This is a genomic window from Terasakiella sp. 4MB5A, assembly GCF_050058155.1.
GTDB lineage: Bacteria > Pseudomonadota > Alphaproteobacteria > Rhodospirillales > Terasakiellaceae > Terasakiella > Terasakiella halodenitrificans.
The window spans coordinates 348,752-370,176 of the sequence record NZ_CP188815.1 but is presented as its reverse complement, the minus strand read 5'-3'; the positions used below and the strand labels follow the sequence as shown (position 1 = coordinate 370,176).

Sequence of the window (21,425 nt, the reverse complement as noted above, 5' to 3'; positions counted from 1 at the left end):
GCTCAACCGTATTTTTAAGTCAATCAACATTTATTTTTCATCATTATAACGTCAATCACATTCCCCTCACGCAAGCGTGACTGGCCCCTCTTGTAAAGAACGCTAGAATAGGAGACAAGAGAACAAGCCCAAGGAACAACACATATGACTGCGCCGGTAAGAATGAACACCATAGAAAACACACCTCCTTCCAAAAAGAAAAAAGCCCATATCATCCCCTTACTGATTATTGCAGGCGGGTTCGTTGCCTTTTTTGTCTTTGGTGGCGCGGATTATCTTTCTTTTGATACCTTGCGTGACAATCGCCAAGACATTCTGAAATGGACACAGGAACATTATATTCTGGCGATTCTCGGCTTTATTCTGGCCTACCATATCGCCGTTATGTTTTCCCTGCCTGGTGCAGTTTGGCTATCTTTAAGCGGCGGCTTTCTGTTTGGAACAATAGAGGCCACTGTCTATATTGTCTTAGGTGCCACCGCCGGGGCCATTGGTATTTTCCTGCTGGCTCGTTATGCCCTTTATGATTTTTTCCATGCCAAGGTCGGCAAATCATTAAACCGGATGGAAAAAGGTTTTCAGGAAGACGCGCTAAGCTACATGCTGGTTTTACGCCTCGTTCCCTTGTTTCCCTTCTGGTTGGTCAATCTTGTTCCGGCACTGTTGGGAGTTAAGCTGCGTACTTATATCTTTGGCACTTTTTTCGGTATCATCCCCGGGGCCTTTGTCTATGCGTCTGTCGGCAGTGGCTTAGGCGCTGTTTTTGATGCAGGCCAAACACCGGATTTAAGCATTATTTTCAGCCCGCAAATCCTTACCCCCATTATCGGCCTTGCTGCATTGGCAATGATCCCTGTAATCTACAAAAAAATTAAACCCCGGAGGGCACAATGAGCGAGACAATCAAAGCTGATATTTGCGTTATCGGCGGCGGGTCAGGCGGGCTGTCAGTTGCCGCAGGGGCCTCGCAAATGGGGGCAAAGGTTATTCTGATTGAAAAAGCCAAAATGGGGGGGGATTGCCTGAATTATGGTTGTGTCCCTTCTAAAGCCCTTTTGGGGGCTGCCCATGCCGCCCAGCATGTCCGCGAAGCAGGCGCATTTGGCACAGACGCCACCTTAAACGCCATTGATGCCCAAAAAGTCCACGATCATGTCCACGGTGTGATTGCCCAAATCGCGCCTCATGATTCCATTGAACGATTTGAAGGCATGGGCGTACAGGTCATTCAAGGGGCCGCCCGTTTCATCGGCCCGCAAACATTAATTGCTGCGGGTAAAACCGTCCAAGCCAAACGGTTTGTCATCGCCACCGGGTCGCGCGCTTTCATCCCACCGATTGATGGGTTGGACAATGTTAATTATCTGACCAACGAAACCATCTTTAATCTGACAGAAACACCAAAACACTTAATTATTTTAGGGGGTGGTCCCATCGGCATTGAAATGGCACAAGCCCATCGCCAATTGGGCGCAGAAGTCACCGTTTTAATCCGTTCCCACATGATGCCCAAGGATGATCCCGAACTGGTGGATTTTATCCGCACCCGCCTGCAACAAGACGGTATTCATATCGTTGAACAAACATCAATTGAAAGCATCACCCAACTGAACGACGAAATCGTCGTCAAAACAGGGGACGAGATTTACACAGGATCCCACCTGTTGGTCGCCACGGGCCGTCAAGTCAATGCAGACGGTCTTGATCTGGAAGCCGCAAACGTTGCCTATGACAATCACGGCATTCACATTGACGCCCGCCTACGCACCAGCAATAAAAAAATCTTTGCCATTGGTGATGTGACCGGTGGTTTGCAATTTACCCACAAGGCCGGATATGACGCAGGCATTATCATTCGAAACGCCTTGTTCCGTCTGCCCGCCAAGGCTGACTACAGTGCTTTACCCTGGGTAACCTATTGCAACCCGGAACTCGCCAGTGTCGGTTTACATGAAGACGCCGCGCGCAAAGAACATGACGAGATCCGCATCCTGCGCTGGCCCTTCAGCGAAAATGACCGGGCACGCACAGAAGGCAAAACACACGGACTGATCAAAGTCATCACCACCAAGAAAGGACGGATCTTAGGGGCCGCCATTGTCGGGCCAAACGCGGGGGAACTCATTCAAGTTTGGGTTCTCGCGATTGGTCAAAAGTTAAAAATCGGTACGATTGCGTCCATGATTGCGCCCTACCCTACCTTGGGCGAAGTCTCCAAACGGGCGGCAGGTAGTTTCTTTACCCCCTCCTTATTCAGCGAAAAGACCAAAAAGTTTGTGCGCTTCCTGCTGCGTTTCGGATAAATTGAAACCATGCAGAATTCACGCGCCATAAACCTTGGTCTCTCGGCCCGCCTGTTGATCCTGACAGCAATTTTTATCCTGCTGGCCGAGGCCTTTATCTATATCCCCTCGATTGCGCGTTATCGCAAAGTTTACCTTTTAGATCATATGGAAAAGGCACATTTGGCTGTTTTATCCTTGGAAGCTGCACCAGATAAAATGGTCAATGATGAATTGCGTGACGTTCTTCTCAAACATGCCGAAGCTTACGGGATTGTGTTGGTCGAAGGCCATAAACGCATGCTCGTTCTGTCCAAGGATATGCCACCCAAAACCGACTTGAACATAAATATGACGGATCAAAGCTGGATCCCTATGGTCATGGATGCGTTTGAAACCCTATTTCAAAAAGAAAACCGGGTTTTACGTATTAAAGGCCCCAGTCCACGCAATGCTAATGTCACCATCGAAGTTATTTTAGATGAAGCCCCCTTGCGTATGGAAATGGCGGACTATTCACGGCGCATTCTCAATCTTTCGCTGGTGATATCCCTGATTACCGGGATATTGGTCTATATCAGCCTGCATAGTCTTTTGGTGCGCCCCATTCGTAAGATTGCCCGTAACATCGCTGATTTTCGTGAAAATCCCGAAGATGAGAAAACCATTATCATTCCGTCTGAAAGATGTGATGAAATCGGCCAGACTGAATTCGAACTTCATGCCATGCAGGGCGAATTACGGAAATTGTTGCGCCAAAAAGATCGATTGGCTTCTATCGGATCGGCCGTTGCCAAAATTAACCATGACTTGCGCAACAGCCTGTCCAAAGCCATGTTGATGTCTGATCAAATCGCAGGCAGTACGGATGAAAAAGTCCAGAAATTAGCCCCGCAACTCTCCCAGACCGTTGATCAAGCCATCGACCTTTGCGCCCAGACAATGGATTACGTTGCCAATTCCACACCGCGACTGGATAAAGAACTTTTTTATCTGCATGATCTGGTCGATGAAGTGATTGCCCATGTGGCAGACCTTCATGACGAAACCACACGCGTGGAAAATCATGTCGATGAACTGGCCGAGGCTGAAGGCGATACCACCCAATTGCGCCGCGTGCTTGTCAATCTGGTGCGCAATGCCTTGCAAATGGGGGCCACCCATGTGGAACTGAAAAACGAAAACAGCAGCATTGATGTCATCGACAATGGTCCCGGCCTGCCCAACAAGGCCAAGACAAATCTGTTCAAACCTTTTGCCGGATCGGCACGACGCGGGGGGACCGGGTTGGGTCTGGTCATTGCCCGTGATATCATGCACGCACACGGCGGTGATCTGGCCCTGCAACAAACCGGTGCACAAGGCACCACATTCCGCCTTGTTCTGCCGCAGCCCAAGGAAATTTGATGGCCCAATGGAATCCGCAGACCTACCTTAAATTCGGGCAGGAACGCCTGCGGCCCGCCCTTGATTTATTGGCCCAAATCCCACTAGAACAGCCGCAAACCCTTGTTGATTTGGGCTGCGGTCCCGGTAATGTCACCGCCCTCCTCAAACAAAAATGGCCCCATGCCCATGTCACCGGGATTGACAGTTCCCCCGATATGCTGAACCAAGCACGCGAAAACCATCCTGATATAGATTGGGTCGAAACCGACATCGCCACATGGCAACCGGATCAAAAAATCGATCTAATTTTTTCAAATGCCTGCCTACATTGGCTGGGCAATCATGACATTCTTTTTCCAAAGCTACTGGATCATCTCAATGAGGGCGGTATTCTCGCCGTTCAAATGCCCAATAATTTTGCCGCCCCAACCCATCAGGCCATTCGTGATATCTTAGGTGAGGACCATCCCCTTTGCCCCGGTTATCCGGTTTCTGAATGTTGCGATTATTATCAGTGGCTCGCCCCTAAATGTGAGCGTCTGGATATTTGGGAAACCACCTATACTCATGTCTTAAGCGGGGATAACCCGGTCGCAGACTGGACCAAAGGAGCCGCCTTGCGCCCGGTCTTGGACGGGATAAAAGACAAAGGCGAAAAACAAGCCTTTGAACAGACTTATCGAGACCATATTTCACAGGCTTATCCTACGCTTTCTAACGGAAAAACCCTTCTACCCTTTAAACGGCTCTTTATGGTTTGTCTCAAGAAATAAACCTGTTACAAGAAGGTGTCTTGTCACATACGGGTAGGAAAGCATGAGCAAGCCTGAAGTTACTTTCATCTTGACCAGTTGTGGTCGCATCGATCTGTTAAAGACCACAATCGAAACATTTGAAAAGTTCAATACCTACCCTATTAAGCGCGGCATTATCACCGAAGATTCTTGTGATGAAGACGTTTATCGTCAGGTCCGCGAACTGTTTGGTGATCGCTACGAAATTTGGGCGAACGAGACCAAAAAAGGCCAGATTAAATCGATTGTAGATGCCTATGCGACAGTCGATACGCCTTATATCTTCCATTGTGAAGACGACTGGGAATTCATGCGTTCCGGTTTTATTGAAGAATCCATCGCCATTTTGGAACATGACCCCAACATTATGCAGGCCTTTCTGGAAAGTAAAGAAAGCGCAAACGGGGCCACCGACAGTGTCGAACTGTTTCAATTTGTTGACCCGACAACAATCGACGGCGCCAGCTTTGAACGGATCAGAGTTGCCGAAGGTTGGGACTGGGGCTATTTCTCTTTCCGCCCGGCCTTAAAACGCAAAAGCGATTATGACCGCATTGGCGGATATGCTCGTTTCACCAATGAACCGGATATCAGCTGCACCTACCGGGAGCTGGGCTATTATTGCGTGATTTTAAGCGAACCCGCCACCATTGATCTGGGCGGAGAACGTCGTGTCCATGACCCGACCCGCAAATGGCCGAAACGTCGCAAACACAACAAACCCAAGGGGTTAAAACGACTTTGGGCACATATCCAGCGCCTGTTTAGCGAAGGCAAATGGTAATCTGATCAGGCTTGTGCCTCGAAAACCATGGTTTCAAATTCATTTTGAGCTTGGTTTTCGATGGCATTTCCGTGTTTTTCAATCCCGTTCAATGCATCGTGAACAGACTCACCGACCTTGCAACGTTTGATATTTTTGAAGCCTGCTTCACGCAAGGATTTCACCATGTGTTTTTCGTTATAGATAAACTGGTGGCACCATCCTTTAAAGATATGGTTGACCACTTCCAGCCCGTTATAGGGTGTGTAGTCATGCAAGCAAAGATCGACGAACCACTTGATATATTGTTCCTGTTCTTTTGACAGGTCATCTTCCAAAAGACCGAGAAACACATCCAGGTCCGGTGTCGCCACACGAAAAACACCCGTATCCGGTTTTAAGATACGCTTACATTCGCTTAACATATGCATCCCGATATGACTGGGAATATGTTCAATTAAATGTTCGGAATAAATGTAATCGATGGAATTATCAGGGATCGGAAAGCGTTTGGACACATCCAAGGCGTAAGCTTTGCCCTTGATCGTATGTAAATCCGTATTCAACCAACCCGTCAAGCCATTGCGATTGGCGCCAAGCTGGAGTTTACGGACATCATGCGTATCAATATATTTTTGAATTTCTTTCGGTGCATTGCGATCACGAAAATAACTGCGAATGGCCCGTAAGTCCTGTGAAAGACCGTTATAGGCTGCCGATTTGCGCAGGGTTTTCTTTTTAAATTCCTTCAAGGACATGATGCATACACTCTATTACAGAAACGGGACACCGCATCATATGCCATATCAAGGGCAAACCTGTCCATCTTGTTGATTATTTTTGCCCCTTATGCGTCGTCTTCATCCTCATTTTCAGAAGATTGATTGGCCCGTTTTGTTTTGGCTTCTGCAACAAAAGTCAAAACCTCGTCCTTCAGGGAATTGACAGCCGCACGGCAACCCATATTGAATTGTTCATTGTCTTTGGCTTCCAAGTGAATAAAGCTATCAACCGTTGGACGCAAAATATCCACCGCCAGCATCGGTTCGCCCAATACCTCGCTTACTTTATCGCCAAATGTTTCGCGAAACGCGATTAAGGTTCCGTCCAGACGATCCAAATTCAGGCGGTTCATCTCTGTCAGGTTTTCTTGTGCGATATAGGTCAGAGTGTCGCCATAAATACCGATCCGGGCATTATCCAGTTCGGTACAATGATCAAAAAAGGACTTATCACGTTTAAAGAAATCCCATGCCTTTTCCCCCATCGCCTTAATAAAAGACATCACAAGATCTTTGCGCCAATAAAGAATGCCGGGAATCGCATCTGCACCATGGGCAACCACATTGCGGAAATAGACACCGACAGCTTCTTTTACTTTTTTGAAATCTTCGTGATGGACTTCAACCACTGCATGTCCAGCGACTTCATCCTCAATGACAAGGACATCATCATTGAGAACCAGCAAATGTGCATAAGGCAAGTGATCACGATAAAATTCCAGCAAATCAAGCTGCCAATCAAACCCGATTACACGGCGCATGGCATCAAATTTTTTGGCACCTTCCTTTAAACGCACTTTCTTGGTGACTGTCACTTCCTTGGTGAAAAAGATCATGGACTTGACCTTTTTCTTTTGTTTTTTTGTGACAATCTCACCATCATTGCGAATAAAAAAACGGCGCGCTGCCGTTGAAACCAATAATTTTTGTACCTGTTGTAACGTCACACCACACGCGGTTTCGGTTCTTTCATCCACAATCGGATCACCGGCTTTATCGACGACTGTTTCACTGAACAGGTCCATATTGTCCCGATAAACTTGGAAAAGATGTTTCAGGTTTTGCGGTTCATTCAGAATGTCATCAAAGGACCAGTCGCGACTTAACAAGTCACTTTCCTGAAGCAAGACAATCGCAGCCTTCACACCTTGAATGATCTGTGCCTTGACTTGCTTATCCACGCTGACGTTTGGGGGCAATACAATTGATATTGCCTCGATCAACGGTTTTTGTGACTTCTCTTCTAATTCGTCTTCAGACATAAGTACTCAGAACCTGTTTGGCGGAACTTCTTGCTTTTACATTTAAATTCATTATGCACAGAAAATCAGCGGTTGGAAAATCAAAAAATCGCCTAATTATATGTTCTATTAATAGATTTCTAACCCACAATGGTGCATAGCTTTTACCATGAGCGCACAAAAGAAAAAAACGGCTCCCCCAAAGAAGGCACGCCGCAGCACGAAAAAAAAACCGTCGACCTCACCAAAACAGCCTTGGACCCTTAAGCGACTGTTCATGTGGTTGGCAACCATTACCATTTGGGCAGGATTGTTATTTGCAGCGATTCTCGCCTATTACGCCTATGATCTGCCTGATGTTGATAAAGCCACCGCCGTTGAACGACGACCCGGCCTTACCCTGCTATCGGCAAACGGTAACGTGCTTGCCACCAGCGGGGATCTTTACGGTGAAGCCATCCAAGTCCATGATTTACCCGACTATCTTCCCCAAGCTGTCATGGCGACAGAAGACCGTCGCTTTTATGATCATTTCGGCCTGGATATCATTGGATTAGGGCGCGCGATTGTTGCCAATGTTGCATCCGGTAAAATTCGTCAAGGTGGATCGACTTTAACCCAGCAGGTTGCCAAGAACCTGTTTTTATCACCTGAACGCTCCCTCAAGCGAAAGGTACAGGAATTGTTGCTCGCCTTCTGGCTGGAGCATAAATTCACCAAAGATCAAATTTTCACGCTTTATCTCAATCGCGTTTATTTCGGGGCGGGCACCTATGGCGTGGAAGCAGCCGCCCAAAAATATTTTTCAAAATCAGCACGCAATCTTTCCCTTTACGAATCCGCACTTATTGCCGGATTGTTGAAAGCCCCCAGCAAATATAATCCGCGTAGCAATCCTGACCTCGCCAAAGAACGAACCGCCATTGTCCTGTCCAATATGGTGAATGCCGGATATTTGACTCAGGCACAAGCACGGGCCGCCCAAAAACATAAAGAACGCATCATCAGTGCCGCAAAACCGCATAAATCAGGGCGATATTTTGCCGATTGGGTGATGGAACAGGTCGATGATTTTGTCGGACCGATGAACACGGACCTCACCGTTATCACCACACTTGACCTTGAATTACAGAAAATGGCGGAACGTAAAACCCGCGATTTTCTGCGCAAAAATGCAAAAAAACGCAATGTTGAACAAACCGCAGTCGTCGCCCTAGCACCGGATGGGGCGGTGCGGGCCATGATTGGCGGGCGTGATTACGGACAAAGCCAATTCAATCGCGCCACTCAAGCCCAGCGCCAACCCGGTTCCGCCTTTAAACCCTTTGTCTTTCTTGCCGGTGTGGAAAACGGTATGGACGCGAACGACACCCTGAAAGACGGCCCCTTTGCCATTGGTAAATGGAAACCACGCAATTATTCCAATACTTACCAAGGCCCCGTCACCTTGCGTACAGCCCTAGCAGATTCAATCAACACCATTGCCGCCCAAATCGGACAAAAAGTTGGATTTGCAAAAGTTGCCGATACCGCCCATCGTTTGGGCATTACCTCCCCCTTAAAGGCACAGCCTGCCATCACATTGGGGGCCAGCGAGGTCAACCTTCTGGAGTTGACCGCTGCTTATGGTCCTTTTGCCAACGGTGGTTTCGGCGTTTTCCCCTTCGGTATTGAAAGCATTAAAGATGCCAGCGGACGGATTCTGTATCAACGCAGCGGTGGCGGTACAGGGCGTATCGTGAAAGAACGCCATATCGGTGAAATGAACGACATGATGAAAGCCGTCATGCAAACAGGCAGTGGTAAAAAAGCCAATTTCGAACGCAGTCTGGGCGGAAAAAGCGGAACCTCGCAATCTTTTCGCGATGCCTGGTTTATCGGCTACAGCGCCGATCTTATCCTCGGTGTCTGGATGGGTAACGATAACGAAAAACCCATGAAACGCGTCAGCGGCGGTGATTTACCTGCAACCCTGTGGGGTCAAATCATGCGCACCGCCCACGAAAGCCTTCCCAAAAAACCCCTGCCCGGTGATGAAGCACCCGAAGTGGTTGAACAAGTCAAAGGTTTCTTTGAACGCCTGTTTGGCGGGGATTAAGCCTGCCCGACACATTCCATTAAAGCGCAATCCATCGCCTGTTGGGCAGGCATATTGTGGAAAGCGGCAAACTGGAAGGCGGCGTAAAAACGTTCGCATTCGCCCAGCGCAATCTCGATAATATCTTCAAGTTCGCGCGCTTTATGTTCGGATGTGCCGTTCATCATAATGGTATGGCGAAAGGCTGGTGCATTAAACCCGGCCATAACGGCGAAGTGGCCGATCCACAGTTTTGAATTAATCGTTGCCAGCAAATCATTCACTGCCGCACCTGCAGCTTGGGGCAAGCACATATCCATCGAACAGGTCAGGTGCAAACACTGATAAGACGCACTCCATGTAAACTGGAGGGAATAGGTGCAGTTATCGCCTGCACTTTCCATCACCAGATCACCATTACTAAGATGTTCCAGAACCCATCCGCGTTCTTCGGCAAGGTTTTCCAGAATATCCAGCCCGTAATCCGGTGCTGCCGCTTGTACCTGTTCAAGAAAGTTCATAACTCAAAAAATCTTTTAATTCGTTGTCGTTGAGGATGAACCTAGACAATAAAAAAGGCCCTGCGCAAGGGCCTCTTGGATTCGAAAAAAAGATTCCTGTGGATAAAATTGTGGACCAACGCGGTATGAAAATCCGCGACTCGTGGGTCCCCTTATTTCCAAGTTAGCTTGTTTATTTTTTTGCTTTTTCCAAGGCTTCTTCCAGTGCAGCAATACGCACGTTCAACGCATCTTGTTCAGCGCGTGCCTTCGCTGCCATCGCCTTGACCGCATCGAATTCTTCACGGGGCACGACATCCATTTCTGCCATAACTCGTTCTATTTGTTGACGAATTAGCCCATCAATTTCTTCTCTCACACCTGTCAATGTGCTGACGGCACCGCTGGCAACCTTGGCAACATCATCGAAAATACGGTTTTTGCTTTGCATGAGTATATTCCTTTTTATAGGGGCGAATCGGTGGCGCATTATGGCACGAGTTCTTTTCAGCGCAAGTCTTGCTTGAAGCCATACACCTGATCACCCTATAAGAGAACGCAAGAGCACTCATTTTAAATAAGGATGATGTCCATGTTTGTTATTACCGGTGGTGCCGGATTTATCGGATCAAATATCGTTGCAGCCCTTGAAGAACGTTATCCGAACGAGAAACTGGTCGTGGTGGATCGTTTGCGCGACGGCGTAAAGTGGCGCAACCTTGCCAAACGCGATCTTTATGACATTATCCACCCAGACGACCTGTTTCCTTTTTTGGCGGAATATCAGGAAGATATCAAAGCGATCTTTCATATGGGTGCGATTTCTGCCACCACTGAAACGGATGCAGATAAAATCATTGATAATAATTTCCGTCTGACGACCGCTTTATGGGACTGGTGTTCGCAATATCAAATCCGTTTCCTTTATGCATCATCCGCTGCAACATATGGTGACGGGGAACATGGTTTTGATGATTTTGAAAACCGCAAAGACCTTTCCCGTCTTGAGCCTCTTAATGCCTATGGCTGGAGCAAACATCTGTTTGACCGTACCGTCGCACGCACAACCGAAGAAGGCGGCACCACCCCGCCGCAATGGGCCGGGTTGAAATTTTTCAACGTTTATGGACCCAACGAATATCACAAAGGCGGGCAAAAAAGTGTTGTCGCCCATGTCTATCCCGATGCGGCTGAAAAATTAATGTGTCGTCTTTTTAAATCCCATCACCCGGACTATGAAGATGGCGGACAATTGCGTGATTTCATTTGGGTTGGCGATGTGGTCGATGTCATCCTTTGGCTTTATGATCATCAAGACGTTTGTGGCCTGTTTAACGTGGGAACCGGCAAAGCCCGTTCTTTCAAAGACCTTGCCAGCGCGGTCTATGTGGCGTTGGATCAAGAACCGAAAATCCATTACATCGAAACACCTGTAAACATTCGTGATAAATATCAGTACTTTACGCAAGCGAATATGGATAAGTTACGTGCTGCGGGCTACGATAAACCTTTTACAGAGCTGGAAGAGGGTGTGCGTCGCTACGTTCAAGACTATCTCTGTAAAGACAATCCGCACCGCTAAAGTAAATCCCAAGCAGATTGAGACAAGCTTGCGACGACGCATTTGCGAAAAGAAATTCTTTTCATCGATAGAAAGAGATTACATCAGATGACATTTGCCATTGCCTTTCCCATGATCGATCCCATTGCGGTTGAACTGGGACCCATCGCTATTCGCTGGTATGCATTGGCCTATATCGTCGGTCTGGTCGGCGGTTGGCAGTATATCAAGTTTCTGACCAAATCTTTCCCCGGTAATATCACCCACGAACAAGTTGACGATTTTCTGTTCTGGGCAACAATCGGCGTTGTTTTAGGCGGTCGTACCGGGTACGTGTTGTTCTATAATTTCGACTATTTCAGCCAAAATCCGATGGCCATTTTACAGGTCTGGAAAGGCGGCATGTCTTTCCACGGCGGGTTCCTTGGTGTGGTCGGTGCCGCCATTTTATTCTGTAAAAAACACAAATTGCCCATGCTGAGCTTTGGGGATTTGCTGGCCTGTGGTGCACCCATTGGGTTGTTTTTCGGACGCATTGCCAATTTCGCCAATGCCGAATTATTTGGGCGCGAAACCGATGTCGCGTGGGGGGTCATCTTCCCCAACGGCGGACCAAACCCACGCCACCCCAGCCAGATATACGAAGCCCTGATGGAAGGTCTCATCCTGTTTATTGTGCTATTTATCCTGTCGCGCCGTGAACGTTTACGTCAATCGCCCGGTCTTTTTATGGGGGTGTTTATCGCCGGATATGGCATTGCGCGTTCCATTGTTGAACTGGTGCGTCAACCCGATGCGCAAATCGGTTATTTAAGTGGCGGTTCCACGATGGGACAATGGCTATCCGTGCCCATGATCATCATCGGGGTCGGGTTCATAATCTATGCCTTGCGCAATCAAAACAAAGACGGGGCAGAACGCATATGACGTCCTTGTTGAAAATTCTGCGCCAACGCATCGAAAATACCGGTCCCATTTCTGTATCCGATTTTATGGCGGAATGTTTATGTCACCCCAAATACGGTTACTATATGAAAAAAGACCCCTTCGGGGTCAAAGGTGATTTCACGACCGCCCCGGAAATTTCTCAGGCTTTTGGTGAACTTCTTGGTTTATGGGCGGCGATTACATGGCAGCAAATGGGCAGTCCCGCGTCAGTCCATCTTGTGGAACTGGGACCGGGGCGCGGCACCTTAATGTCGGATGCCTTACGCGCCACGCGCGCAGTACCCGGCTTTCATCAGGCCCTGTATGTACATTTGGTGGAAATCAGCCCTGTTTTAAAATCCCGCCAGAAAGAAACCTTGCAAGATAGCGGGCTGGATATCCAATGGCATGATGATTTTACCCATTTACCCGATGGCCCTGCAATTTTCATCGCCAACGAATTTTTTGATGCCCTGCCCATTCGCCAGTTTGAAAAAGGTGAAAAGGGCTGGGCAGAACGATTTATCGATCTTGACCCCGATGGAACAGGATTGCGTTTTGTCCTACAAAGTGATCAAGCCGCCCAAGCCCTGATGCCCCCGGCCTTGAAAGAAAAAGACGATCAAGGTTTCTTGTTTGAAATTTCATCCACCGCACAATCGGTAGCTTATGGTCTGGGTCAACGGATCAAAGAACAGGGCGGGGCCTTTTTAGCCATTGATTATGGCTACGCCCAGCCGGATTTTGGCGAAACCCTGCAAGCCCTGAAAAATCATCAATACGCCCCCGTTCTGGATACACCCGGTGATGCGGACATCACCGCGCATGTGGATTTTACCACACTGGCCCATAGTTTCCGCGATGGCGGGGCCAAAGTCTGGGGACCGATTGGTCAGGGCCTGTTTTTGGAACGTCTTGGCATTGCCCAACGGTTTCAGACCTTGTTGCAACATGCCAAAGACACACAGCGACCGAGCCTAATCGCCGCCCACAAACGCCTGACGGCCCCTGAAGAAATGGGTAAGTTATTTAAAGTATTATGTGCCACCCATCCCGATCAGCCGATCCCGGCTGCCTTTGAAGAAGGTTAAGTGACATGAGCCAAGATCCCATCTTTTTAACAGCCGACAACATCACAACGACCCACGGCTTTTTTACCCGTATCGGCGGCTTAAGCACGGGTCTTTATAACTCGTTAAATTGCGCGTGGGGATCAAAAGACAATCTGTCCGATGTTATGACCAACCGTGCGCTTGTGGTGCAAAGTCTCGGCAACCGGATTTCCGACTTGCTGAGTGCTGCACAGGTGCATTCCAATCGCGTCCATATTGTCGATCAGGTCTGGACACGTGAACGCAGCCCCGAAGTCGATGCCCTTGTCACCAACAAACCGGGCATTGCCTTGGGGATTTTAACAGCCGATTGCGCCCCCATCCTGTTTCACGATCGTGAAAACCGCATTATCGGGGCCGCACACGCCGGATGGAAAGGAGCCATTGGCGGTGTGTTGGAAAATACCGTTCAAGCCATGATTGACCTCGGGGCCAAACGTGACAGCATTCATGCCTGTATCGGCCCGTGTATTCATCAGGCTTCTTATGAAGTCGATGCCGGTTTTCGTAAAATTTTTCTCAATCAAGACCCCACCTTTGAGAGCTGGTTCACAGACGCAGAACGCGAAGGGCATTATCAATTTAACCTGCCGGGGTTTGTCAAATCCCGTCTGGAAATGTTATCACTGGCCAGTATTCAAGCATCCTTGGCTGATACTTACCCGGATGAAGAACGTTTCTTCAGCTACCGTCGCACCACCCATAGAAACGAGCCGGACTATGGACGTCAGATTTCCGTTATTAGCTTGGAAGCAGAATAATGCCTTATCTTGTTATGATGATGTTACTCAGTCTTGCCGCCCTGATGTTTTCTTGCGTCATGGTCATTTAGAACAATAACACCGCCATGTTCCATCGTCTTTTTGCCCTCAGTCTAGTCTTGATACTGGTCGCCTGTACACAGGCCCCGCAACCCTTGCGCCATAGCCGCACCGGGTTTGATCCTTCCAGCCTGCGTCTGCGTGATGGGGGAACGATCTTCATTCAACCTATTGAAGGGATCGCCAAACCATTAGCACAGATTATGGGAAACAGCCTTGCAGAAAGCCTGGGGGTGCGGGGTATTCCCTCAACCAGCAACCTGATTACCAATCCATCTTATAAAGTGCGGGGCCAAGTGGTGATCAAACGCGACCGCCACAATCCTCACATAAAAGGGGCGATCTATTGGACTTTTGCCAATCGTGAAAGTGGCAAAAAGCTTGAATATTCCCAACCGATAAACGTAGAACGTCACCGTTGGGAATATGGTGATCAAGCCCTGATTGACAATCTGGTCGAAGCTGCCGCCGATGAATTTGCAAGTTATCTACAAGATAACCGGGAACGCGAGGCTGTCGAACTGGCTGTACGCGATCAAGATGTTGTATTTTTCATCAACAAAATCGACGGGGCACCAGGGGATGGGGCAGAAGCCTTGAAAAAAGCCATGACCCTAACCTTGCGACAAGCCGGGGCGTTGGTGCGCAACAAACCGTTTAAAAACGGTTATATTCTGGATGCAGAGGTGCACGCCCTTGATCCTTTTGAAGGCAAACAGCGCATCAAAATTGCTTGGATCGTCAAAGATCCAACCGGACATGAACTGGGCCGGTCGCAACTGAACAACCAACTGGATGAAGGCCGTTTAAACAAGCCATGGGGCCGACTGGCCTATGAAATCTCACGCGCGGCTGTACAAAGCATTGGGTTAATGGTCGAACGCCATCGTAGCGAAGCCCAATTTGAACGGAGTCGCACCTTAAACGGCACAACGGCGGCTCCGGGGCGGCGAAACCGTCGGTTCATTGCCCCTTATTGACAATCCCACAAGCGTTGAAATGTCTTTGTTCCGTCACAAAGATGATCAAGATCGTTAATAAGACGTTTACATCAAAGTTCCGCATTGATATGTTCGGCGCGAAATCACTCGGGCACACCACATTATGGACTTGGTTTTCACATGAAAATCCTCACCGGTAACGCAAACCGTCCTCTGGCCGAAGCAATCTGTAAAGAGCTTGGCACTCCTCTCACCGAAGCCAGCGTCAAACGTTTTTCCGATCAGGAAGTCTTCGTTGAAATCCTTGAAAACGTTCGCGGTGAAGATGTCTTCATCGTTCAACCGACGTCTTATCCCGCAAACGACAATATGATGGAACTATTGGTCACCATTGATGCTGCGCGTCGTGGGTCGGCCCGTCGCATCACCGCTGTCGTTCCTTATTTCGGCTATGCCCGTCAGGACCGTAAATCGGCCCCGCGCTCGCCAATTTCTGCAAAACTGGTTGCAAACCTAATCACAACAGCCGGTGCAGACCGTGTTTTGACAATGGATTTACATGCCGGTCAAATTCAGGGTTTCTTCGATATTCCGGTGGATAACCTGCACGCCGCCCCGGTTTTTGCCCGTGATATCGCGCAAAACTACGATACAGAAAATCTATTGATCGTATCCCCCGATGTCGGCGGTGTGGTTCGCGCGCGCGCCATTGCCAAACGTCTGGACTGTAACCTCGCCATTATTGATAAACGCCGCGAACGCGCTGGTGTTTCCGAAGTTATGAACGTCATCGGTGATGTTGATGGTAAAAACTGTATTCTCATCGATGATATCGTCGATTCTGGTGGTACTCTGTGCAATGCGGCGCAAGCCCTGTTGGAAAACGGTGCCAAAAGCGCCTCCGCCTACATCACGCATGGTGTCCTGTCTGGTGGTGCGGTTTCACGCATTACCTCTTCTGCCCTAAAGGAACTGGCAGTTACAGATTCCATCCAAGGTACAGACCCGGTCATTGATGCCAGCAACATTCGTCATATTTCCATCGCCCCGATCTTGTCAGAGGCGATTAAACGTATTCATGACGAACAGTCCGTTTCCTGTCTGTTCGACTAAAACGAATTCTGTTAAATTAAAACGATGGAACGGTAAAAGCCGTTCCATCGTTTTTTTGTGCCCACTCAAGGAGTCGGTCCCGTGAACAAGTAACGCAGCATTGCTAAATTCTGTTGCTTTTTAAAACTCTTACCTCGCTAAGAGTCTTCTTTTCTTAAAAACAAACGCTGCGTCGTTACAAGCACCGGGCGCGATATTGGCACCCCAGAAGAAGTTGCCGCTGCCTATCTGTTTCCGGCTTGTGATGAAGTATATTTCATGACAAAAAAAGGCGGCAAAGATAATTGTGCCGCCCTTAATTTTATGATGTAAAAACCTTAAAGTTCAAAACTGGCTTCAATATCTTTCACACTATATTTTTCTTCCTGTTTCGGTGCATAAACCGGACGTTGTGTTTCATAAAGAACACCTGTACTAAACCCGTCATCGGTTGCCAAAAACGCCATTGCTTCGGCCAATGCATTTGTTTCAGAAATTTCACCTTTGCGAATGATTTTTTTCCATTCCGTCTGTTCCGGTCGGAATGTCACACAAGGACTGAGGATTTGTACAAATGAGAATCCTTTGTGCTGGATGGCTTCCGTAATCAGTTTTGCTGAGCCATTCGGGTCCCCTGCAAAACCGCGTGCCACAAAACCAGCCCCGGCAGACAAAGCAACAGCCAACGGGTTGAAAGGAGAAACCCCTGTGCCGTTCGGTGTCAATTTGGAACCTTCCCAATCCGATGCTGTTGTCGGTGAGGCTTGCCCTTTAGTCATGCCATAGACTTCGTTATCCATCACAATATAGGTCATATCCACATTGCGACGACAAGCATGCAGGAAATGGTTCCCCCCAATAGAAAACCCATCTCCATCGCCACCTGTTGCAATCACCGTTAAATCAGGACGCGCCACTTTCAAGCCAGTTGCACAGGCAAGCGCACGACCATGAATACCATGAAACCCATAAACACTGGTATAAGCCGGAATACGGGAACTACAGCCAATACCGGAAATCACTGCACAATTTTCACGCGCGACTTGCAGTTCCGCCAAGGCTTTTGTGACGGAGGCCAAGACAGAAAAGTCACCGCATCCTGGGCACCAAACCGGCTTGTAATCGGACTTATAGTCTTTAAACGTCAACGGTTTTTGTTGAACAGCCTGATCCATTATGCCAGCTCCTTGATTTGAGTAACGATTTCATTGGGACGGAACGGCAACGGTCCCGGTTTCGCCAATACAGTTGTGTCTTTAGGCAGATCAAATTCACTGCGCAAGTAGCGATAGAACTGCTTTGAATGTGTCTGTTCAACGATCAATGCCTTCTTCACACCCACCATTGCTTCATTGAAACGATCAGGCAGGGCAGGGGCTAACAAACGCATGGAAATCAGCTTAACTTTTTGGCCTTCGCCTTCCAATCGTTTGATCGCTTCGCGCACAGGTGCGGTAACCGATCCAAAGGTAATAACGGCAAAATCGCTCTCCCCTTCAATTTCCGCCCAATGCTGACCGTAATCGAACCCGGTCAATTTACGTTCGCGTTTATCTAGCTGAGCATAGTGGTCTTCTGCTTGCGAACTGGGGCGGGCATTTTCCTGTGTTTCCAGACCGTCCGCCACATATTCCCCACCCGGCGTACCCGGAATAGCCATAGGCGAGACACCATTATTCGTCAGGGCATATCGTTTGTAATCGACCACATGAGCGGGGGCTACTTCGCGTTTTGCCACAAAAGCCAAATCCGCCGGTTTGTCGATGACATTACGCGACTGACCCAACGATTGATCGGATAAAACGATTGCCGTTGTCTGCAAGGCCTCCGCCAGATGTACGGTCCACTGCGTTGTAAACAGGCAATCGGAAATGGAATTCGCCGCCGTTACAATATGGGGTGCATCGCCATGCAAGCCATGTAGCGCAATGTTCAAATCACTTTGTTCGGATTTGGTCGGGATCCCTGTACTGGGCCCTCCGCGCATTACATCGACCACAACAATGGGAATTTCCGCTGAAACGGCCAAGCCAAGCGCCTCGGTCATCAAAGCCAAACCAGGGCCGGATGTCGCTGTAATCGAAGGAATACCCCCGAAAGAACCCCCAATAATCATGTTGACTGATGCAAGCTCATCTTCTGCCTGAACCAGTGTACCGCCTACTTTTTCCAAATTTGGGGCTAACCATTCCAGAATTTCAGTCGCCGGGGTAATCGGATAAGCCGCACAGAAACGAACACCAGCGCGAATGGCCCCCATTCCGGCCGCTTCATTCCCGGTTAAAGACCAACGTGTTGTTTCACTATCTTTCGTCGCCAGATGTAAATTGATACCGATCTCGGCTTCTAATTCACCGGCGACTTCCATTCCGCGTTTCACACCGGCAATGGAGGCCTCCAGCGCCGCCGGACCTTTACGTTTTAAAACCTTTTCCAAAATGGCTGACAAGGCATCCAAGGGCAAACCAGCAATTTCGCCCAGCATACCTAAACCGATCATATTGGGACGACCGCCTTCGACTTCTTTTGCTGTATCGCTTAACGGCACAAGAACCATGCGTGCCCCGCTGTTTTTCAAAACATCCGGCGCTTCACCAGCTGACGCATCGCCGATTATCACGCTGTCATTGCGCAAGGGTAACTCTGCAGCAAAACGATCTACGTTCATCCAGTCAAAGCAGAATAACACATCAAAGTGATCATCCGGGCAGGCCACGGGTTCGCTGGACAAGCGAATAAAGGCTGCGGCTTCGCCACCTCGAATTTGCGGTCCGCTGGAACGTGTCATAAGGCCATAAAGGCCAGCTTTGGCAGCAGCGTCCAGAAGCATCTGGCCCGCCGTCATTACACCCGCCCCACCGGCACCGGTGATGGCAATGGAAACAGTCTGAGAGGTCATATTTCTCGCGATTCCTTAAATACAATTACGTAAGCTCGGCTTTATATTCCAAAAACAAGGCCGTCAGCCCATGACATTTGTCAATTTTGCCCAAAACTTTATATAAAGTTTCAAGTTTAGTGCGTTCATATTAATAAAATTGCCGATTATATAGCAGTATTTTTTTGTATTTTCCAGACAAACAAAACCGGGCGCAAAAACATTTCACGCCCGGTCAGACATTTAAAAATCAGTGTAACTGCCTAGTTTTTTTCGGCAGCAAGTGCGCGCGCCAATTGGCTAAGCGCATCCTGATGGCGATCATTATTAATATGAGAGAAATTGCGGGCCAATTCCAGACACATACGCTGACGATCCGTGAGTTCAATCTCGACTTCGTCTTTTTCATCCAGACCTTCAAAGAAGAAGCCGACCGGAACTTTCAGAACCTGTGCGATTTCATAAAGGCGACCTGCTGAAATACGGTTGATTCCACGCTCATATTTATGCGCCTGCTGATAGGTAACGCCGATCATGTCGGCCATTTGTTGTTGGCTCAATCCCAACATAATGCGGCGTTCGCGAATACGTGCGCCAACATGACGATCGGTATCGGTGGCACGGTTAGCGACTTTGCTTTCGACGGCATCGGACATGAAAGTGATCTCCTTTTTCAACCAATATTCCGCTTTGTTTATTATGGCTTTCTATCAATGATTATACTGAGTGATTCTTTTTTGCAAGAAAATATTTCTAAAATATTTCGCATTACAGTACATAAGAAACTACTGTTTTAAGGCAAAATGTTTATGATATCTGGGTATTTTAGAGATCTTTCAAAAGACTTTTTCCTAAAATATTTCAAAATATTTCAAAATATTTCAACGCTTATGCTACAAAATTCACGGTTGAAAGAACTGGAGGAACAATCATAATTTTTTCTTCACGCTCTGCACTTCTTATAGCGTCTTCTCTTGCGTTTAACTCTCCCCCTGGTTGCGCGCCAGCCTTAAGATACGCTTGATGTGAAACTTTATAACTTGCTGCCCCAAGGGGAACTCGCTCATTAACTTCATATTCTTGCTGTGCCTGCAACAATGTCAAATTGGCAATGAATGTCGGACTTGAATAATATGTTCTATTATTCCTCTCCCCATTCTGGGCCTGTACCTTATCCGTATTGACAGGTTGCGCCTTACTTTCCGCTGTCTTCTGTTCTTGCGCCGCTTCTTCTGATTTGTCATGACGTACGTTATCGCGCAAGGGGCGCGCGACTTTATTACGAATATCGACCGGTAAACTATTTACAAAAGCCTGCGCGGAATTCTGCGTTTTAGACACATCGGTTGCAACTTCTTGATGACCACCACGCGCACGTAACGGTCCCGCCGGGACGGCGGGGACAAGTGCTTTGGTTTCAAGAGTGACAGCCACGGGCAAATATACCTGCAATTCATCTACAGAAAGTCAATTAGTATAGAGTCAAAACCGCATACTGTCAGCCTAAAGACAACCTCTGCAACAAAAAGTGATCACAGAAAAACGCCTTTTGCGCGTGGCAAAAGACGTTTTAAACGCATGCAGTCTTAACATTTTTAAATCTGATTTATTTTTCGCTAAGTTTGCTCAACTGCTGCTGCATGGCTTCCAGTTGAGCTTTCATTTTTTCCAGATCATCGCCTGTTTTCCCAGTCGATTGAGACGGTTTTTCAACCGTTTTCGGACTTGCATCCGTCTCTTTATTTTCGCCTTCTTTGTAAAATTGCGGCGCAAACATGCGCATGGCATTCTCAAACATCACCATATTTTGTTTGTTCATCTCTTCAAATGAACCGAACGGGTTTAAACCACCCATTGTCTCTTTCATGTAATCACGCATCTTTTCCTGATTGGTGGCAAAAGATTGCATTGATTGTTCCAGATAACTTGGTACCAGTCCTTGCAAACTATCCCCATAAAAACTAATCAGGTGACGCAGGAAACTCACCGGCAACAGGTTTTGGCCTTTCGATTCTTCTTCCACAATAATCTGTGTCAGAACTGAACGCGTGATTTCCTCTCCGCTTTTGGCGTCAAAAACAGCAAACTGTATCCCTTCTTTTACCATCTGTGCCAGATGGTCCAGTGTCACATAACTACTGGTGGCGGTGTTGTATAAACGGCGGTTGGCGTACTTCTTGATCGTAATCGGAGCGTCTTTATCTTCAGTTTGTGCCATATCATATCTTCTTTTTTTAAGTCCCAGGCCCTCTCACATATATTATG

Annotated in this window: 21 protein-coding genes; 12 read left to right on the top strand and 9 right to left on the bottom strand. The window is 48.0% G+C overall.

Annotation, left to right across the window (positions count from 1 at the left end):
* The first annotated feature begins 144 nt into the window (after positions 1–144).
* From ACI0FF_RS01795 to ACI0FF_RS01775, 5 genes are read left to right on the top strand one after another with little or no spacing between them, the layout of a single operon-like run.
* Positions 145–894 (top strand): TVP38/TMEM64 family protein, encoded by a 750-nt coding sequence (locus ACI0FF_RS01795; RefSeq protein ID WP_419798448.1) that lies wholly within the window; start codon positions 145–147, stop codon positions 892–894.
* Positions 891–2,303 carry a dihydrolipoyl dehydrogenase family protein gene (locus ACI0FF_RS01790; RefSeq protein WP_419798447.1) on the top strand — a complete coding sequence of 471 codons (1,413 nt, stop codon included), beginning with the start codon at positions 891–893 and terminating at the stop codon, positions 2,301–2,303. Before ACI0FF_RS01795 ends, ACI0FF_RS01790 begins: the two co-directional genes overlap by 4 nt.
* Before the next feature lie 9 nt (positions 2,304–2,312).
* Positions 2,313–3,689 carry a sensor histidine kinase gene (locus tag ACI0FF_RS01785; RefSeq protein ID WP_419798446.1) on the top strand — a complete coding sequence of 459 codons (1,377 nt, stop codon included), beginning with the start codon at positions 2,313–2,315 and terminating at the stop codon, positions 3,687–3,689.
* Positions 3,689–4,444, top strand: a complete 756-nt coding sequence (locus ACI0FF_RS01780; RefSeq protein ID WP_419798445.1) for a methyltransferase domain-containing protein — start codon at positions 3,689–3,691, stop codon at positions 4,442–4,444. The genes ACI0FF_RS01785 and ACI0FF_RS01780 overlap by 1 nt, the downstream gene beginning before the upstream one ends.
* Before the next feature lie 43 nt (positions 4,445–4,487).
* Positions 4,488–5,249, top strand: a complete 762-nt coding sequence (locus ACI0FF_RS01775) for a hypothetical protein (protein ID WP_419798444.1) — start codon at positions 4,488–4,490, stop codon at positions 5,247–5,249.
* Positions 5,250–5,254: 5 nt separating this feature from the next.
* Here the strand turns inward: ACI0FF_RS01775 and ACI0FF_RS01770 are convergent, their stop codons facing one another.
* Both ACI0FF_RS01770 and ACI0FF_RS01765 read right to left on the bottom strand, forming a co-directional pair.
* Positions 5,255–5,986 (bottom strand): class I SAM-dependent methyltransferase, encoded by a 732-nt coding sequence (locus ACI0FF_RS01770; RefSeq protein WP_419798443.1) that lies wholly within the window; start codon positions 5,984–5,986, stop codon positions 5,255–5,257.
* An 89-nt stretch (positions 5,987–6,075) separates the two neighbouring features.
* Entirely contained in the window at positions 6,076–7,272 is a 1,197-nt protein-coding gene (locus ACI0FF_RS01765) for a hypothetical protein (RefSeq protein WP_419798442.1), read from the bottom strand.
* Between the two features lie 148 nt (positions 7,273–7,420).
* On the opposite strand from ACI0FF_RS01765, the gene ACI0FF_RS01760 reads away from it, so the two are divergent.
* Positions 7,421–9,349, top strand: coding sequence for a transglycosylase domain-containing protein (locus tag ACI0FF_RS01760; protein WP_419798441.1), 1,929 nt, complete (start codon positions 7,421–7,423; stop codon positions 9,347–9,349).
* Here the strand turns inward: ACI0FF_RS01760 and ACI0FF_RS01755 are convergent.
* Together ACI0FF_RS01755 and ACI0FF_RS01750 are read right to left on the bottom strand one after the other, a co-directional pair.
* On the bottom strand, positions 9,346–9,849 hold the full coding sequence (locus tag ACI0FF_RS01755; RefSeq protein WP_419798440.1) for a YbjN domain-containing protein: 504 nt from the start codon (positions 9,847–9,849) through the stop codon (positions 9,346–9,348). The two genes, ACI0FF_RS01760 and ACI0FF_RS01755, sit on opposite strands and share 4 nt — an antisense overlap.
* Positions 9,850–10,021: 172 nt before the next feature.
* The gene (locus ACI0FF_RS01750) at positions 10,022–10,279 is read right to left on the bottom strand and encodes an accessory factor UbiK family protein (RefSeq protein ID WP_417819637.1); all 258 of its coding nucleotides are present in this window, start codon (positions 10,277–10,279) and stop codon (positions 10,022–10,024) included.
* A gap of 141 nt (positions 10,280–10,420) precedes the next feature.
* On the opposite strand from ACI0FF_RS01750, the gene rfaD reads away from it, so the two are divergent.
* The 6 genes from rfaD to ACI0FF_RS01720 all read left to right on the top strand — a co-directional run bounded on the left by rfaD (position 10,421) and on the right by ACI0FF_RS01720 (position 16,303).
* Positions 10,421–11,410 (top strand): ADP-glyceromanno-heptose 6-epimerase, encoded by a 990-nt coding sequence (rfaD, locus tag ACI0FF_RS01745; RefSeq protein ID WP_419798439.1) that lies wholly within the window; start codon positions 10,421–10,423, stop codon positions 11,408–11,410.
* 87 nt (positions 11,411–11,497) lie between these two features.
* A complete protein-coding gene (gene lgt, locus ACI0FF_RS01740) occupies positions 11,498–12,316 on the top strand; it encodes a prolipoprotein diacylglyceryl transferase (RefSeq protein WP_419798438.1) in 819 nt (272 codons plus the stop codon).
* Positions 12,313–13,407, top strand: coding sequence for a class I SAM-dependent methyltransferase (locus ACI0FF_RS01735; protein WP_419798437.1), 1,095 nt, complete (start codon positions 12,313–12,315; stop codon positions 13,405–13,407). Before lgt ends, ACI0FF_RS01735 begins: the two co-directional genes overlap by 4 nt.
* 5 nt (positions 13,408–13,412) lie before the next feature.
* Complete coding sequence (pgeF, locus tag ACI0FF_RS01730; protein WP_419798436.1) at positions 13,413–14,189, top strand: peptidoglycan editing factor PgeF; 777 nt, start codon at positions 13,413–13,415, stop codon at positions 14,187–14,189.
* 86 nt (positions 14,190–14,275) lie between these two features.
* A complete protein-coding gene (locus ACI0FF_RS01725) occupies positions 14,276–15,229 on the top strand; it encodes a hypothetical protein (RefSeq protein WP_419798435.1) in 954 nt (317 codons plus the stop codon).
* A 141-nt stretch (positions 15,230–15,370) separates the two neighbouring features.
* Positions 15,371–16,303, top strand: a complete 933-nt coding sequence (locus ACI0FF_RS01720; RefSeq protein WP_419798434.1) for a ribose-phosphate pyrophosphokinase — start codon at positions 15,371–15,373, stop codon at positions 16,301–16,303.
* Between the two features lie 317 nt (positions 16,304–16,620).
* Here the strand turns inward: ACI0FF_RS01720 and ACI0FF_RS01715 are convergent, their stop codons facing one another.
* The 5 genes from ACI0FF_RS01715 to phaR all read right to left on the bottom strand — a co-directional run bounded on the left by ACI0FF_RS01715 (position 16,621) and on the right by phaR (position 21,378).
* Positions 16,621–17,457 (bottom strand): 2-oxoacid:ferredoxin oxidoreductase subunit beta, encoded by an 837-nt coding sequence (locus ACI0FF_RS01715; protein WP_419798433.1) that lies wholly within the window; start codon positions 17,455–17,457, stop codon positions 16,621–16,623.
* The gene (locus tag ACI0FF_RS01710) at positions 17,457–19,181 is read right to left on the bottom strand and encodes a 2-oxoacid:acceptor oxidoreductase subunit alpha (protein ID WP_419798432.1); all 1,725 of its coding nucleotides are present in this window, start codon (positions 19,179–19,181) and stop codon (positions 17,457–17,459) included. The genes ACI0FF_RS01715 and ACI0FF_RS01710 overlap by 1 nt, the downstream gene beginning before the upstream one ends.
* 242 nt (positions 19,182–19,423) lie before the next feature.
* Positions 19,424–19,816: a helix-turn-helix domain-containing protein gene (locus tag ACI0FF_RS01705; protein WP_419798431.1), complete on the bottom strand. Its 393-nt coding sequence runs from the start codon at positions 19,814–19,816 to the stop codon at positions 19,424–19,426.
* A 232-nt stretch (positions 19,817–20,048) separates the two neighbouring features.
* Positions 20,049–20,594 carry a hypothetical protein gene (locus tag ACI0FF_RS01700; RefSeq protein ID WP_419798430.1) on the bottom strand — a complete coding sequence of 182 codons (546 nt, stop codon included), beginning with the start codon at positions 20,592–20,594 and terminating at the stop codon, positions 20,049–20,051.
* A 172-nt stretch (positions 20,595–20,766) separates the two neighbouring features.
* Positions 20,767–21,378: a polyhydroxyalkanoate synthesis repressor PhaR gene (phaR, locus tag ACI0FF_RS01695; RefSeq protein ID WP_419798429.1), complete on the bottom strand. Its 612-nt coding sequence runs from the start codon at positions 21,376–21,378 to the stop codon at positions 20,767–20,769.
* Between the last annotated feature and the right edge of the window lie 47 nt (positions 21,379–21,425).

What these genes read in the sequence shown, in the direction of transcription:
- ACI0FF_RS01785 (WP_419798446.1), top strand. Translation starts at nt 2,313, where the DNA reads ATGCAGAATTCACGCGCCATAAACCTTGGTCTCTCGGCCCGCCTGTTG.
- ACI0FF_RS01780 (WP_419798445.1), top strand. Translation starts at nt 3,689, where the DNA reads ATGGCCCAATGGAATCCGCAGACCTACCTTAAATTCGGGCAGGAACGC.
- lgt (WP_419798438.1), top strand. Translation starts at nt 11,498, where the DNA reads ATGACATTTGCCATTGCCTTTCCCATGATCGATCCCATTGCGGTTGAA.
- ACI0FF_RS01710 (WP_419798432.1), bottom strand. Translation starts at nt 19,181, where the DNA reads ATGACCTCTCAGACTGTTTCCATTGCCATCACCGGTGCCGGTGGGGCG.
- ACI0FF_RS01735 (WP_419798437.1), top strand. Translation starts at nt 12,313, where the DNA reads ATGACGTCCTTGTTGAAAATTCTGCGCCAACGCATCGAAAATACCGGT.
- ACI0FF_RS01755 (WP_419798440.1), bottom strand. Translation starts at nt 9,849, where the DNA reads ATGAACTTTCTTGAACAGGTACAAGCGGCAGCACCGGATTACGGGCTG.
- ACI0FF_RS01765 (WP_419798442.1), bottom strand. Translation starts at nt 7,272, where the DNA reads ATGTCTGAAGACGAATTAGAAGAGAAGTCACAAAAACCGTTGATCGAG.
- ACI0FF_RS01790 (WP_419798447.1), top strand. Translation starts at nt 891, where the DNA reads ATGAGCGAGACAATCAAAGCTGATATTTGCGTTATCGGCGGCGGGTCA.
- ACI0FF_RS01770 (WP_419798443.1), bottom strand. Translation starts at nt 5,986, where the DNA reads ATGTCCTTGAAGGAATTTAAAAAGAAAACCCTGCGCAAATCGGCAGCC.
- phaR (WP_419798429.1), bottom strand. Translation starts at nt 21,378, where the DNA reads ATGGCACAAACTGAAGATAAAGACGCTCCGATTACGATCAAGAAGTAC.
- ACI0FF_RS01725 (WP_419798435.1), top strand. Translation starts at nt 14,276, where the DNA reads ATGTTCCATCGTCTTTTTGCCCTCAGTCTAGTCTTGATACTGGTCGCC.
- ACI0FF_RS01750 (WP_417819637.1), bottom strand. Translation starts at nt 10,279, where the DNA reads ATGCAAAGCAAAAACCGTATTTTCGATGATGTTGCCAAGGTTGCCAGC.
- ACI0FF_RS01720 (WP_419798434.1), top strand. Translation starts at nt 15,371, where the DNA reads ATGAAAATCCTCACCGGTAACGCAAACCGTCCTCTGGCCGAAGCAATC.
- ACI0FF_RS01795 (WP_419798448.1), top strand. Translation starts at nt 145, where the DNA reads ATGACTGCGCCGGTAAGAATGAACACCATAGAAAACACACCTCCTTCC.
- ACI0FF_RS01760 (WP_419798441.1), top strand. Translation starts at nt 7,421, where the DNA reads ATGAGCGCACAAAAGAAAAAAACGGCTCCCCCAAAGAAGGCACGCCGC.
- rfaD (WP_419798439.1), top strand. Translation starts at nt 10,421, where the DNA reads ATGTTTGTTATTACCGGTGGTGCCGGATTTATCGGATCAAATATCGTT.
- ACI0FF_RS01715 (WP_419798433.1), bottom strand. Translation starts at nt 17,457, where the DNA reads ATGGATCAGGCTGTTCAACAAAAACCGTTGACGTTTAAAGACTATAAG.
- ACI0FF_RS01705 (WP_419798431.1), bottom strand. Translation starts at nt 19,816, where the DNA reads ATGTCCGATGCCGTCGAAAGCAAAGTCGCTAACCGTGCCACCGATACC.
- pgeF (WP_419798436.1), top strand. Translation starts at nt 13,413, where the DNA reads ATGAGCCAAGATCCCATCTTTTTAACAGCCGACAACATCACAACGACC.
- ACI0FF_RS01775 (WP_419798444.1), top strand. Translation starts at nt 4,488, where the DNA reads ATGAGCAAGCCTGAAGTTACTTTCATCTTGACCAGTTGTGGTCGCATC.